At 69.1% G+C, this 13,832-nt stretch carries 15 protein-coding genes; 2 read left to right on the forward strand and 13 right to left on the reverse strand.

Annotation, left to right across the window (positions count from 1 at the left end; all coding sequences use genetic code 11):
- Positions 1-10: 10 nt before the first annotated feature.
- From CJ179_RS08785 to CJ179_RS08825, 9 genes are all read right to left on the reverse strand, one after another.
- The gene (locus CJ179_RS08785) at positions 11-1,795 is read right to left on the reverse strand and encodes an ABC-F family ATP-binding cassette domain-containing protein (protein ID WP_072941089.1); all 1,785 of its coding nucleotides are present in this window, start codon (positions 1,793-1,795) and stop codon (positions 11-13) included.
- A complete protein-coding gene (locus tag CJ179_RS08790; protein ID WP_072941090.1) occupies positions 1,795-2,730 on the reverse strand; it encodes a 4-(cytidine 5'-diphospho)-2-C-methyl-D-erythritol kinase in 936 nt (311 codons plus the stop codon). Before CJ179_RS08790 ends, CJ179_RS08785 begins: the two co-directional genes overlap by 1 nt.
- A gap of 73 nt (positions 2,731-2,803) precedes the next feature.
- A complete protein-coding gene (locus CJ179_RS08795) occupies positions 2,804-3,457 on the reverse strand; it encodes an urease accessory protein UreD (protein ID WP_095861208.1) in 654 nt (217 codons plus the stop codon).
- Complete coding sequence (ureG, locus tag CJ179_RS08800) at positions 3,457-4,146, reverse strand: urease accessory protein UreG (protein ID WP_072941093.1); 690 nt, start codon at positions 4,144-4,146, stop codon at positions 3,457-3,459. The genes CJ179_RS08795 and ureG overlap by 1 nt, the downstream gene beginning before the upstream one ends.
- Positions 4,147-4,177: 31 nt before the next feature.
- Positions 4,178-4,810, reverse strand: a complete 633-nt coding sequence (locus tag CJ179_RS08805) for an urease accessory protein UreF (RefSeq protein ID WP_095861209.1) — start codon at positions 4,808-4,810, stop codon at positions 4,178-4,180.
- The gene (locus CJ179_RS08810) at positions 4,810-6,531 is read right to left on the reverse strand and encodes an urease subunit alpha (RefSeq protein WP_072941096.1); all 1,722 of its coding nucleotides are present in this window, start codon (positions 6,529-6,531) and stop codon (positions 4,810-4,812) included. The genes CJ179_RS08805 and CJ179_RS08810 overlap by 1 nt, the downstream gene beginning before the upstream one ends.
- Positions 6,528-6,842 (reverse strand): urease subunit beta, encoded by a 315-nt coding sequence (locus CJ179_RS08815; protein ID WP_072941223.1) that lies wholly within the window; start codon positions 6,840-6,842, stop codon positions 6,528-6,530. The genes CJ179_RS08810 and CJ179_RS08815 overlap by 4 nt, the downstream gene beginning before the upstream one ends.
- An 8-nt stretch (positions 6,843-6,850) precedes the next feature.
- Entirely contained in the window at positions 6,851-7,153 is a 303-nt protein-coding gene (locus CJ179_RS08820; protein ID WP_005255454.1) for an urease subunit gamma, read from the reverse strand.
- A gap of 196 nt (positions 7,154-7,349) precedes the next feature.
- Positions 7,350-8,192, reverse strand: coding sequence for a YdcF family protein (locus CJ179_RS08825; RefSeq protein WP_095861431.1), 843 nt, complete (start codon positions 8,190-8,192; stop codon positions 7,350-7,352).
- Between the two features lie 228 nt (positions 8,193-8,420).
- On the opposite strand from CJ179_RS08825, the gene CJ179_RS08830 reads away from it, so the two are divergent.
- Positions 8,421-9,389, forward strand: coding sequence for a YafY family protein (locus CJ179_RS08830; protein ID WP_072941098.1), 969 nt, complete (start codon positions 8,421-8,423; stop codon positions 9,387-9,389).
- A gap of 107 nt (positions 9,390-9,496) precedes the next feature.
- Complete coding sequence (locus tag CJ179_RS08835; protein WP_095861210.1) at positions 9,497-9,931, forward strand: hypothetical protein; 435 nt, start codon at positions 9,497-9,499, stop codon at positions 9,929-9,931.
- A 99-nt stretch (positions 9,932-10,030) separates the two neighbouring features.
- Here CJ179_RS08835 and CJ179_RS08840 read toward each other — a convergent pair whose 3' ends face one another.
- From CJ179_RS08840 to CJ179_RS08855, 4 genes are all read right to left on the reverse strand, one after another.
- Entirely contained in the window at positions 10,031-10,234 is a 204-nt protein-coding gene (locus CJ179_RS08840; RefSeq protein ID WP_005255446.1) for a cold-shock protein, read from the reverse strand.
- Positions 10,235-10,483: 249 nt separating this feature from the next.
- Positions 10,484-11,374: a 16S rRNA (adenine(1518)-N(6)/adenine(1519)-N(6))-dimethyltransferase RsmA gene (gene rsmA / locus CJ179_RS08845; protein WP_095861211.1), complete on the reverse strand. Its 891-nt coding sequence runs from the start codon at positions 11,372-11,374 to the stop codon at positions 10,484-10,486.
- Between the two features lie 10 nt (positions 11,375-11,384).
- Complete coding sequence (locus tag CJ179_RS08850) at positions 11,385-12,512, reverse strand: resuscitation-promoting factor (RefSeq protein ID WP_072941103.1); 1,128 nt, start codon at positions 12,510-12,512, stop codon at positions 11,385-11,387.
- Between the two features lie 22 nt (positions 12,513-12,534).
- Positions 12,535-13,650 (reverse strand): resuscitation-promoting factor, encoded by a 1,116-nt coding sequence (locus CJ179_RS08855; protein WP_095861212.1) that lies wholly within the window; start codon positions 13,648-13,650, stop codon positions 12,535-12,537.
- Between the last annotated feature and the right edge of the window lie 182 nt (positions 13,651-13,832).

Raw genomic sequence — 13,832 nt, forward strand, 5'->3', positions numbered from 1 at the left:
GCCGGAGTCGCTAATCCAGCTCGGCGGCCAGCTCCATCCACTGTTCCTCGGTGGATTCCTTCTCCGCGACGACCTGCTTGAGCTCCGTGTCGAGCTTCTGCAGCTTGTCCGGATCGGTGGCGGCCTCCGCCAGCTTCTCGTGCAGCTTGCGTTCCCGGTCGTCCAGCTTCGCCACGGCCCGCTCGAGACGCGACAGTTCCTTGCGGGCGGCGCGTTCGGCGGCCCCGTCCCGCACCTGCTTGGGCGCGGACGCACCGGTCGCCGTCGACGCCACTGACGGTGCGCCGGTGTCGACCATCTTCGCTCGCCGACGCAGGTAGTCCTCGATCCCCCCGGGCAGGTTGGTCAGCTTGCCGTCGCCGAACAACGCCCAGGTGGAGTCACAGATGCGTTCGATCAGGTACCGGTCGTGGCTGATGACGACCATCGTTCCCGCCCAGCCGTCGAGAATGTCCTCGAGTTGCTGCAGCGTGTCGATGTCGAGGTCGTTGGTCGGCTCGTCGAGCAACAACACGTTCGGCTCCGACATCAGCACACGCGTCAGCTGCAGCCGGCGACGTTCGCCACCGGACAGGTCACCGACCGGTGTGCGTTGCCGGGCGGGGGTGAAGCCCAGCCGTTCGGCGAGCTGCCCGGCCGATACCTCCTTGTCGCCCAACGTGATCCGCTCGGCCACGTCCTTGACGGCCTCGAGCACCCGCATGTTCGTCGGCAGGTCGTCGAGTTCCTGACGGAGCCAGCCGATGTGCACCGTCTGCCCCTGGATGCGTTTGCCCGACGCCGGCGCGATCTCCCCGGCGAGCGTGCGCAGGAGCGTCGTCTTGCCGGAGCCGTTGACGCCGACCAGACCGACGCGCTCGCCCGGCGCCAGCCGCCACGTGAGGTCGTCGACGAGTACCCGGCCGTCCGGCGTCTCCAGGCGCGCATCCTCGAGTTCGATGACAACCTTGCCGAGCCTGCGCTGCGCGAACGATGCCAGCGCCACGTTGTCGCGGGGCGGCGGGACATCCGCGATCAACGCCTCGGCGGCCTCGATCCGGTACTTGGGCTTGGACGTGCGGGCGGGCGCGCCGCGCCGCAGCCAGGCCAGTTCCTTGCGGGCGAGGTTGCGGCGGCGTTCCTCGGAGGCGTCGGCCTGCCGGGAGCGCTCCGCCCGGGCGAAGATCCAGTCGTTGTAGCCGCCCTCGTAGCTTTCGACCCTGCCGCCCACCACTTCCCACGTGCGGTTGGCCACCGTGTCGAGGAACCACCGGTCGTGGGTCACGACCACCAGCGCGCTGCGCCGGCCGACGAGATGTTCCGCCAGCCACTGCACACCCTCGACGTCGAGGTGGTTGGTCGGCTCGTCGAGCACCAGCAGGTCGAGGTCCTGGACGAGCGCGGCCGCCAGCGCGACGCGTCGCCGCTCGCCACCCGACAGTCCGTCGACCGACACCTCGAGCCCGAGGTTGTCGATGCCGATCCCGGCCAGGATCGACCGGATGCGGGCGTCGCCCGCCCACTCGTGGTCGGCAACCCCGAGCGGTCCGAGCACCACGTCGCCGACGCTGGACCCGGGCGGCAGGACACCGCGCTGGGTCACGACCGCCATGCGCAGGCCGCCGACCCGGCTGACACGTCCCGAATCGGGCGCCTCCACCCCGGCGAGCACCTCGAGCATGGTGGTCTTGCCACCGCCATTGAGGCCGACGACGCCGATGCGTTCGCCTTCCTGCAGTCCGAGGGATACCGAATCGAGCAGCGGCTTGATGCCGAAGGACTTCGATACCTGCTCGAGATTGATCAGATTCGCCATCAGTGCGATCCCTCCGCCGCGTCGTTGATTATTCGGGCGCCCGGTACGGGTCCGCTGGCGACTCGCACCGTGCGACACACCCCCGCACCTGCGAGTTCTGCGCTGACACGGACCGCGGCATCCGCTTCAGCACATAGAAAGGCACAGGTCGGGCCGGACCCGGAGACGATCCCGGCCAGGGCGCCCGCCGCGACCCCGGCTCGCAGCGTCCGCCGCAGTCCCGGATTCAGCGACAGCGCGGCCGACTGCAGGTCGTTGCCCAGCAACGGAGCCAACGTGGCAGCGTCGCCCGTCGTGAGGGCGTGCATCAGGTCTTCGGGTCCGCCGAGTCGTGGCGGATTCCCGTCGGCACGCAGCCGGTCCAGCTCCCGGAACACGGTCGGGGTGCTCAAGCCGCCCTTCGCGAGCGCGAGCACCCAGTGGAACGTGCTGCGGGAGAGCACCGGCAGCAGTCGCTCGCCGCGTCCCGTCCCGACCGCGGTGCCGCCGTGGAGGGAGAACGGCACGTCACTGCCGAGTTTCGCGGCGAACCCGTCGAGTTCCTCCCGCGACAGGTCGAGTTGCCACAGCGCGTTCAGACCGACCAGCGTCGCCGCGGCGTCGGCGCTGCCGCCGGCCATCCCGCCTGCCACCGGGATGCCCTTGTCGATGGCGATCTCGACGTCCGGACGCCGCCCCGCCTCGGCGGCGAGCATCTCGGCGGCCTGCCACACGAGGTTGCCGCTGTCGGTGGGCACGACGCGGGCGTCCTCACCGCGGACCTTCACCGACAGCGTCTCCGCCGGGACCACGGACACCGTGTCCCCGAGCGAGAGCGCCTGGAACACCGTCTTCAGCTCGTGATAGCCGTCGTCACGCAGGTCCCCGACAGCCAGATGCAGATTGACCTTGGACGGGGCCCTGACGACGACGGGGCGAGGAACGACGGAAAGCACAAGGGTAGAGCTTAGGCGCTCCCGGTACGGGTGCGGAAATGCGCACCATCACGCACTTTGCCACTCACGTGCGTCACAGGTGCGGGCCGAGCCGGGTGGTGAGGCTGCCGCCGCGGGCGAGGGGCAGACGCGTCCGCGCCGACCGGATGTCACCCGTGACTTCAGCCGGCCGGTCGTCCGGGTACCGCAGTTCACTGGTGACGGCCGCCGGACCGTCCAGCACGTCGTGCGAGACGGTGCCGACACCGAGTTCCAGCTGGTGCCGGAGCAGTGGCAGGTCGCCGAGATCGGCGTCGGTGACCCCTACCCAGCGTCCCGCGCTCTCCCCCGCCCGCCCGATCTGCACCCGTTCACGCAGCAGCACCGTCGCCGACTCGGCGAGGGTCACCGTCGTCTCGACGCGATGCTCCGCGCCGCCCGCGATCACGGTGGGTTCCAGTGCGCAGTCGAGGACCGCGTCGTCCCCGACCTCCACCGACCACCGCGCCGTGGACAGCACCCGACCGCGGCCGGGCAGCGCCAGGGACGCCGCGACGCTGCGCAGCGTCAGCCGGGCACCCGGCAGCACCCGGACGGTGATGTCCCAGTGGTCGCCGCCTAGCGGGGTCGCGGCGGTGCCGATCACGTGGACCGTGTCGCGGCCGGTGATCCGGGCCGCCAGTCCCCCGGCCGCGGAGATCCGCGCACTGCGGTCGGGGGACGCGACGATCGTCAGTTCGGTGCGCACTACGGGTGCACGGCGGCGAGCGTGCGCACCTGCTCCCGCACCCATGCCAGCGCCGGTCCGGACGACGGGTCCTCCGTCAGCGAGATCAGCACGGTGGGCCTGCCCTCGCGAACCTGCTCGGCATCGCGGCGCATCACCCCGAGATCGGCTCCGACCATCGGAGCGAGGTCGGTCTTGTTGATCACGAGCAGATCCGAGAACGTCACACCGGGGCCACCCTTGCGGGGAACCTTGTCGCCACCGGCGACGTCGACGACGAAGATCTGCACGTCGATCAGGCCCGAGGAGAACGTCGCGGTGAGGTTGTCGCCGCCGGACTCCACCAGGATCAGATCGAGCGGCGGGTTGGCCGCGATCAGGTCGTCGATCGCGTCGAGGTTGGCGGTGATGTCGTCGCGGATGGCCGTGTGGGGGCAGCCACCGGTCTGCACGGCGGCGATCCGCTCGTCCGGCAGCACGGCGTGGCGGCGCAGGAAGTCCGCGTCCTCGGTGGTGTAGATGTCGTTGGTCAGCACGGCCAGCGACAACTCCTCGCGCAGTTGCCGGCAGAGCGCGGCGACGAGCGCCGTCTTGCCCGATCCGACGGGCCCGCCGATCCCGATCCGGACCGGTTCCCCCGCCACCCGGACCCGCCGGGGACGGTCGTGCTGATGGTCGTGCGGTTCACCGTCGATGAAATGTGGTGGCATGGTTGATTTCTCCTTACTGGGTACAGCGGTGTCACGACACGAACAGGGGGCGGTCCCGCAGAACGTGCCGTTCGGCGACGACGTCCAGGAACGGGTCGGACACGCTCGCCAGCCCGGTGCCGCACCGGTCTGCGATGTCGTCGCACAGGTCGGCCAGCGCGAACGTGCACGCGGCGACCTGCGCGGGGTCGAGAGCGAGTAGACGCTGCGCGGCGATCGCGCACCCGGTCATGGTGGTGTACACGAAGACCAGCGCCGCCTCCCGTGGTTCGACCGCGGTGACGGATCCGACCACTCCGGACACCACGGGCAGGTGCGGACGCGTCCCGACCGGCGACCAGTCGTGCTCCGGCCACGTGGTGCGGGCCAGCCGCAGCAGACCTCTCCCCTGCGCCCGCGACGACGACCGCGCCGCCGGGGACGGGGTTCGCGCATCCATCTCGGCGTCGGCGTGTCCGGCGGTGAGCCGGCCGGCGCACACCGCCGCGGTGATCGATCCCCCGACGAGCCCGGCGGTCCGGATCCGGCGACGCAGGAACGCCTCCATCGTGGCGACGTCGCGGACGACACCGCTGGCGACGGCCTCCTCGATGCCACCCGAATGCACGTGACCGCCCGTGGGCAGCCGCGAGTCGGCGAGCGACATCAGGTGAGCGAGGCGCATCAGAACAGAAAGTATCGCTGGGCCATCGGCAGTTCCGCCGCCGGCTGTTCTTCCCACACCTCGCCGTCGATGCGGACGGTGAACGTGTCGGGGTCCACCTCGATCCGCGGCTGTGCGTCGTTGCGCGGCATGTCGGCCTTGCCCCGCGACCGCACGTTCGCGACCGGCACCAGTCGCCGGTTCAGGTCCAGCCGATCCGCCAGTCCGTCCTCGAGGGCGTGCGGTGCGACGAAGTGCACGGATGTGGCGGCCGCCACCTTGGGGGCCGCCCCGAACATCGGACGGGGCAGCACCGGTTGCGGAGTCGGTATGGACGCGTTGGCATCTCCCATCGCGGCCCAGGCGATCATCCCGCCCTTGATCACCGCGTGCGGCCGGACCCCGAAGAACGCCGGATCCCACAGCACCAGATCGGCGAGTTTGCCCACCTCGACCGACCCGATCTCGTCCTCCAGCCCGTGTGCGACGGCGGGGCAGATCGTGTACTTGGCGACGTAGCGCTGGACGCGCTGATTGTCGGCGCCGTTGTCGCCGGACAGGAAACCCCGCCTGCGTTTCATCACGTGCGCGGTCTGCCAGGTGCGCAGCACCACCTCGCCGATCCGTCCCATCGCCTGCGAGTCGCTGCCGATCATGGAGATGGCGCCCAGGTCGTGCAGCAGGTCCTCCGCGGCAATGGTGGACGGCCGGATGCGGCTCTCCGCGAACGCCAGGTCCTCCGGGATCTTCGGGCTCAGGTGATGGCACACCATGAGCATGTCGAGGTGCTCGTCGAGGGTGTTCACGGTGTGCGGCCGGGTCGGATTGGTCGAACTGGGCAGGACGTTCGGGTGCGCGGCCACCGTGATGATGTCTGGTGCGTGGCCGCCGCCGGCGCCCTCCGTGTGATAGGCGTGGATCGCACGTCCGGCGATCGCCGCGATCGTGTCCTCGACGAAACCGGCCTCGTTCAACGTGTCCGAGTGCAGCGCGACCTGCACCCCCGCGGCGTCCGCGACGGTGAGGCACGCGTCGATCGCCGCCGGTGTCGAACCCCAGTCCTCGTGCAGCTTGAACCCGGAGACACCGCCGCGCAACTGCTCCCACATCGACTCGGAGTTGACCGTGTTGCCCTTGCCGAGCAGGGCGATGTTCATCGGCCAGCCGTCGAGTGCCTCCAGCATCCGGGCGGTGTGCCACGAACCGGGGGTCACGGTGGTGGCCTTGCTGCCCTCGGCGGGTCCGGTGCCGCCGCCGATCATCGTCGTGATGCCGCCGCCCAGCGCCTCGTCCATGATCTGCGGGCAGATGAAGTGCACGTGGCAGTCGATACCGCCTGCGGTGAGGATCTTGCCGTTCCCGGCGATGATCTCGGTGGACGGGCCCACCACGAGATCGGGGTGCACGCCCGACATCGTGTCGGGGTTGCCCGCCTTGCCGAGCGCGACGATGCGTCCGTCCCGAATGCCGACGTCCGCCTTGATGATTCCCCAGTGGTCGACGACCACCACGCCGGTGATCACCGTGTCGGGCGCGCCCTCGGCGCGGGTGGCGCGACCCTGGCCCATGGACTCGCGCAACACTTTTCCGCCACCGAACACCGCTTCGTCACCGGCCAGCCCCGGTCCGCCGCTGCGGTCCTCGGTGATCTCGATCAGAAGGTCGGTGTCGGCGAGCCGGATGCGGTCGCCGGTCGTGGGACCGAACAGCTCCGCGTACCGTGCGCGGCTGAGATCGGTCATGACGCGTCCAGCTTTCCGGGAGGAGTGAGGCTCAGCCCGTGCACTTCCCGGGTCCCGCGCAGCGGCACGAGTGAAACCGTCTGCGCGATACCAGGTTCGAAACGCACCGCGGTGCCCGCGGGAATGTCCAGCCGCAGCCCGTGGGCGGCGGAACGGTCGAACTGCAGCGCGTGATTGGCCTGCGGAAAGTGAACGTGGCTACCGACCTGCACCGGCCGGTCACCGGTGTTGACCACCGCGAGTTCCGTGCGGGGAGAACCCTCGTTGAGCTCGATCACGCCCTCGGCGCAGAAGACTTCACCTGGAATCACGGTCACCCCTACGCGATCGGATCATGGACGGTGACGAGCTTCGTGCCGTCCGGAAACGTGGCCTCCACCTGCACGTCGTGCAGCATCTCCGGGACGCCCTCCATCACGTCGGCGCGGGTGAGCACCTCCCGGCCGGACACCATCAGCTCCGCCACCGACCGGCCGTCGCGGGCCCCTTCGAGGATGTGATCCGTGATGAGGGCCACGGCCTCCGGGTGGTTCAGCACGAGTCCGCGTTGCCGGCGCCTACGCGCGAGTTCCGCGGCGTAGCTCAGGAGCAGACGCTCCTGCTCGTGGGGCGACAAGCGCATGTGTCCTCCTGCGGTCGGTGCGTCGCAATACTGCCACGAACTGCACCCCGCCACCGCCCACGCCCCGGAACTGCCGCCGTCCTCACCCCGCCGTTCTCACCCCGGAAACACTCGTGACACGAACCCGTCACAGCGCCGCCCTGACCGTCTCCCCATGACCGCCTCACCCGCCGCCCGACAGCGACGCGCAGTCGCGTCAATAGCTGGCGGGGATGCCGAACACCCTGATCGCGTCGCGGTACATGCCCAGTTGCTGGTCCTTGGTCAGGGGCATGAATTCGGCGATCAGCTGACCCGCGCTGGTGATCGCGCTCATCGCCCCGACCACCGGCAGTCCGGCGACGTTGAAATCGACCGTTGCCCTGCGGATGTGGTTGGCCGACGTCACGAGGATCGCGCCGCCCGCACCGAGCGAGCGGGCGAGCGGAACCGAGTTGAGCGCGTTACCGACCGTCGATCCGGCACGATGCTCGGGGTGGATGCGCTGTGCAGGCACACCGTGCGCCTGCAACCAACCCTGCATCGCGGCCGCCTCCGTCACGCCGTTCTGCGGGTTGCCGCCGGTGACGATGATCGGCGACATCGGCGAGACCCACGACTGGACCATGGCGGCCTGCAGGCGGTTGACCAATTCCGGCCGCATCGTGCCGTCTGGGAGCAGACCGAACCCGAGGACGATGATCGCGGTGGACGGACCCTGAATTGCCGGAAGTGGGTTCGGGGGCGTGAACGAGGCGATTCTGATCGCGTTCAGCAACCCGTCGACGCCGGCGCGCATAACGCCGTCCGCCGCGCCCAGCCGGGCGAGCGCGGCCTCACGGGTAATCAGATCGCCCGCGGCGTCGGCGTAGATGGCCTGCAACGCCAGCGCGTTCGTGTCGCCGGGCTCTCCGGCGACGGCGCCGCCGATGTCCGCGAGGGCACCGCGGGTGTCCCCCGCGGCGAATCTGCCCTGCGCGCTGTTGAAGAGGTCCGCCGCCGAGGCGGACGCGGTGGCGGTGGTCGAGACCGCCAGCGCCACGCAGAAGGCGGTGGTCATGACTGCGGCGAGCAGCGCCCTGACCGCCGAAGTGATGGGTCGAGCACGGAAGTGCGTCACGCTAAGACCTTTCCGTCGGATTTTTCACGAAGTACTCATGCGATGGTCCGTGGAGCGTCGGCGCCAGTGTAGTGACACTCGTGGGGCTGGTGGGAAAATCGTTACTTACCGTTATCTCCCGCCGATAGAGGACAGAAGATGTCCTCTATCGATGGCATCCTGAGGTGCATGCGGGAAACTTCGGCACGACTCCTCCGGCTGCTCTCCCTGCTCCAGACCCGAAAGGACTGGTCCGGGGCAGAACTCGCCGACCGGCTCGGCATCACTCCGCGCACCGTCCGGCGAGATGTGGAGAAACTCCGCGACCTCGGCTACCCGGTCGACGCGACGGTCGGGGTCGGCGGCGGGTACCAACTCGGCGCCGGCGCGGAAATGCCGCCCCTGCTGCTCGACGACGAGGAAGTACTGGCCGTCGCGCTCGGCCTCCAATCCGGCGCCACCGGCTCCGTGGTCGGCATCGGCGAGGCGTCGATGCGAGCACTCACCAAACTCCGGCAGGTGATGCCGTCCCGCCTGCGGCACCGCCTCGAGGCGCTGCAGGTCGACGTCGTCCACCGCGAGCCCGCGAAGAGCGCCGTCGACGCGCAGGTCCTGTCGGCCGTCGCGTCGGTCTGCCACAACCACGAGCGACTCCGGTTCGACTACCGCACCCACGACGGCACCGAGAGCCGCCGCGAAGTGGAGCCGTACCGGCTCGTGCGCTCCGGACTGCGCTGGTACCTCGTCGCCTGGGACCTCACCCGCGCCGACTGGCGGTCGTTCCGGGTGGACCGCCTGACACCCAAGATCCCGACGGGACCACGGTTCACGCCCCGCGAACTGCCGCCCGGCGGCGCTGCCGAGTTCGTCGCACGCGGAATCAACCGCGCCGTCACCCGGATCCGCGCACGAGTGCTGCTGCACGCGTCGATCGACGAGATGGCGGTCCTCGTGCACGAAGACTGGGGAACTCTCGAAGAGATGCCCGACGGCCAGTGCGCGGTCGCGCTCGGCGGCGATTCGGTGCCGTCGATAGCCAACTGGCTCAGCGCATTCGGCGTCGACTTCACCGTCCTCGACCCACCTGAGCTGCGCGAAGAGTGCCGACGGGTGGGTGAGCGTCACCGCCTCTTCGCCGACCGCTACGGTAACGCCTGACCGAGACGCCGTTCAGCCGTCACCGCGGACCGAAAATCCCGTGGAACCGAACGGTCCTGCGCGGCGTCCAACCAGGTGACGACAACGAAAGGCCGGGGTAGTCGGGGATGCAGCACACGATTGTCGAGGAGGGTCGCGCGCGGGCGCCTGCGGGGACGGGAACAGTCGGGAAGGTGCTGGTCGGGGGCCACCTGGCGCTCGGGGGCGCCACCGTGGTGATCATGGCGTTCTCGTTGGCGTTCGTCTGCACACTGGACAACGGAGCGCAGCCGTGGACGTGGCCAGGCAGGTATTCGGCGGCCTGGTTCGTCGCCGCCGCCATCGTCTCCACCACGCTGTGGGCGCTCTTCGTGACGGGAACGGTGATCTTCTCGTCGAGGCCCCGGCGGGCACTCGGAACGGCCACGTTCTTCGTCGCCGCGGCCCTCGGAGCCGCTGCGGTGATCGGACTGTTCGGGCCGTCGGAGAGTTCGGCGCTGCAACTCTGGCTGGTCTGCGCCATGAATCTCGGGTACCAGGCCGCGCACCTCAGATCGGCCTAGCAGCGACGGCGTGTGGAGACGAGACAAGGCCCCACTCCGTGACGAGTGGGGCCTTGCTCGAACGTCATGTCCCGGCGAACCGGGAAGTCATGGCCGTTCTCAGATCAGGGTGACGCCGGTGGCCTGCGGGCCCTTGTTGCCCTGGCCGATCTCGAACGAAACACGCTGATTCTCCTCGAGCGTGCGGAAGCCGCCGCTCTGGATCTCCGAGTAATGGACGAACACGTCAGCGCTGCCGTCCTCGGGGGCGATGAAGCCGAACCCCTTCTCGGAGTTGAACCACTTCACGATGCCCTCTGCCATGTAAATCTCCTCTAACACAGTAACTTCTTCAGGCAACCGGCTCGGTTACCTGGGTCATTGAACACGACCGTCTATGACAATTCCTGTGGAGGACGTCCAAACGCTCGCAACCATCGATTTGCGAGCGTGGGAAACACAAACACAAAACTTACGACCTCCAATAGTGAACCACACATCCGGTCGGTTGTCTCCCCCAGGGTGCGGTTCCCACCCGTGAGTACTTGTTAACCGCCCGCGGTTAACAAGTACTCACGGGTGGGTGGCGGCAAGACGCACGAAGGCCGCGGCGTCGAGAGTCTCGCCGCGGGCGGACGGTGGGATGCCTGCCTCGAGCAGTCGTCGCTCGGCCTCGACGGGTGATCCCGCCCAACCACCGAGAGCGGCTCGTAAAGTCTTGCGGCGCTGAGCGAAAGCCGCATCGATGACGGCGAACACGCGGCGGCGGTGTTCGTCGTCGATGGGCCACGGCGGTTCGGCGTACCGGTCGATGCGGACGAGACCCGACTCGACCTTCGGGACGGGCCAGAACACCGCCCGGCCGACCGCGCCGGCACGTCGAACGGCGCCGAAGAAATTGGCCTTCACACTGGGCACGCCGTAGATCTTGCTGCCCGGGGACGCCGCCAGGCGGTCGGCCACCTCGGCCTGCACCATCACCAGTGCGGTTCGCAGGCTGGGCAGTTCGGAGAACAGGTGCAGCAGCACGGGCACCGCGACGTTGTACGGCAGATTCGCGACGAGAGCCGTGGGCTGACCGGGGATCTCGGACGGCTTGACCCGCATCGCGTCCGCGCCGACCACGGTCAGCCGGTCCGCGAGTTCCGGGGCACGGTCGGCGACCGTGACCGGGAGTCGTGCGGCGAGGTTGGGGTCGATCTCGACGGCGATCACCTTGTCGACGACGTCGAGCAGCGCCAGCGTCAGCGAACCGAGCCCCGGGCCGACCTCGAGGACGGTGTCGTCACGTCCCACTCCGGCGGTCGCGACGATGCGCCGGACCGTGTTGGCGTCGTGCACGAAGTTCTGCCCCAGCTGCTTGGTGGGGCGCACACCGAACTCCTCGGCTAACGCACGCACCTCGGCGGGGCCGAGCAGTGCGGCCTGACCTCGAGCGACGGGGGGTACTTCGGCTTCGGACACCAGCCGAACTTTAACGCACGCCGAGCCTGCCCGAGCACGACGGCCACGCTCCCCAGCCCTGCGTCTTCTGCGTCTGCGACGCGACGGCGATCTGCTCCTCGCGGGTGGCGAGGTCGGCGCGCGGTGCGTACTTGAGGCCGCCCTGACGTTCCCATGTGTTCTGGTCGAACTGGACGCCGCCGAAGAATCCGTTGCCGGTGTTGATGGCCCAGTTGCCGGTGGCCTCGCATTGCGCGAGGGCGTCCCAGACTGAACCGTTCTCGACGGGCGGCACCTCGGTGCCCGGCTTCGCGCCGACGCGGATCACCTTCGGCTGAGCCGGCGTCGTGACCGTCGCGGACACCTGGTTGCGTCCGACTTCCTCGCCGTTGACGGTGTTGACCGCGAACGTGACGTCCTGGACGCCGGGCAGTCCCGGACTCTCGACGACGGTGCGACTCTTGTTCATCGTCGGGTCCTCGATCCGCTGCTCCGCCGGAGCCAGCGGCACCGTCTCGACCTTCGTCTCGGTGCGGTCGCGAGTGACGGTGACGTCCATCCCCTCGGTCAGCGGAGTGCCCGCGGCCGGGACGACGGTGTCGGCCTGCTCGAGCGGCGCACCGTGCGCGGCAAGGAAGTCCCCGACCGTCGGCGCGGCCATGCGCACGTCGGCGACCGGAAGCGCACCATCGGCGAGCTTGACGACGAGCGGGTTGAGCACGTCGAGTGCGGCGCCGTCGAGCGGAAGTCGCTGCGAACGGGACGCGGACACGTGCACGTCCTCGCCGAGATCGAACTGCTTCAGCGCATCCTCGACGGTGAGCGCGGTCGTCCACACCGTCTTGGGCTGCCCGTCCACCGTCAGCGACACCTCACGCGCGCGGCGCAGAACCACGGTGTCCCCGTCGGACAGAGTCGCGTCGCGTTCCGGCGCCACCGCGTCGCGGTCGGTGACCGAATACCCCGCGTCGGCCAGGGCGGCGTCGACGCTCGTGGTCATGGTGCTCAGCGAGATCGTCTCGCCGTCCACGTCGAGGGTGACGTTCTTGTGCCGGACCACGGCCATCACTCCGCCGGCGATCAGCGTGGCGAGAAGCAGGGCCACCACGGTGTACAGCAGCGGCGAGCGAGCCGAGTTGATCTTCGCGAAGGGTGACATCGGGTTCCTTTACTTCAGATCGTCAGCGGAGTCCGAGCTTGCTGGTGCAGGCGGGCCATGCGCCCCAGCCCTGCGCCGCCTGGACCTTCTCGGCGACGGAGATCTGCTGTTCGCGGGAGGCGAGGTCGGCGCGGGCGGCGTACTGGCTTCCGCCGAACGCCTCCCAGGTGCTCTGGGTGAACTGCAGTCCGCCGAAGAATCCGTTGCCGGTGTTGATGGCCCAGTTGCCGGTGGCCTCGCAGTGCGCGATCGAATCCCAGGTGGAGGCGTTGGAGATGGCGAGTTCCTTCACACCGACCTTGACGAGCGCGGGTGCGGGCTCGCGGAGCACCTGCGAGCTGAGTTCCTGGCGTCCGGCCTCGACACCGTTGACCGTCTTCACGGAGGCAGTGACGGTGCGCTCGCCGGGAACTCCGGGGTTCTCGACGACGGTCTTGCCCTTGTCGAGCGAGGGATCGTCGACGCGGTTCTCGGGCGGCGCGATGGGCAGCGTCTCGGTGCGGGTCTCGGTGCGGTCGCGGGTCACGTGGATCTCGGCACCTTCGACGACGGGGGCGTCGGCCGGGGGGACGACGGTGTCGGCCTGCTCGAGCGGGGCGCCGTTGGCGGCGAGGAGTTCGCCGACGGTGGGGGCGGCGAGGCGGACGTCGGTGAGCGGGGCGCCGCCGTCGGCGACCTTGACGAGCTTGGCGTTGACGACCTCGAGCGAGGTGCCCTCGAGCGGCAGACGCTCGGAGCGGGACGCCGAGACGTGGACGTCGTCGGCGAGTTCGAACTGCTTCAGCGCGTCGTCGACGGTGAGCGCGGTGGTCCACACGGTCTTGGGCTGCCCGTCGACGGTGAGGTCGATCTCGCGCGCCCGCCGCAACACCACCGTGTCGCCGTCGGAGATCGACGCGTCGGCCGCGGGAGCGACCGCGTCACGCTCACTGACGGTGTATCCGGCGTCGTCGAGCGCGCCGCTGACGTCGGACGCCATCGTGCCGAGCGAGATGGTCTCGCCGTCGACGTCGAGCGTGACGGTCTTGTGCCGTGCCACTGCCAACGCACCGCCCAGGACGAGCGTCGCGAGCAGTGCCGCGACAACTACGTAGAGAAGGGGCGATTTGGCGTTGTTGATTCTGGCTAGAGGCGACACATGAATTCCCAAGGCTGGCGGACGTTTGATCACGGTACGGTAACGAATCGGCGATGGTCTGGCAACTTTGCCGCTACGACCTGCGTCCTAGATCACGAAAAGGTTGAGATCGGGGACAGTTTTCGCTTTACCGGGATCAATCGCTTCTGGTCCGGACCACCCTCGAAACGCAGTATCTTGCG

The sequence above is a fragment of the Rhodococcus sp. ACS1 genome, from assembly GCF_002300155.1.
In the GTDB taxonomy this organism is placed as follows: domain Bacteria; phylum Actinomycetota; class Actinomycetes; order Mycobacteriales; family Mycobacteriaceae; genus Rhodococcus_F; species Rhodococcus_F koreensis.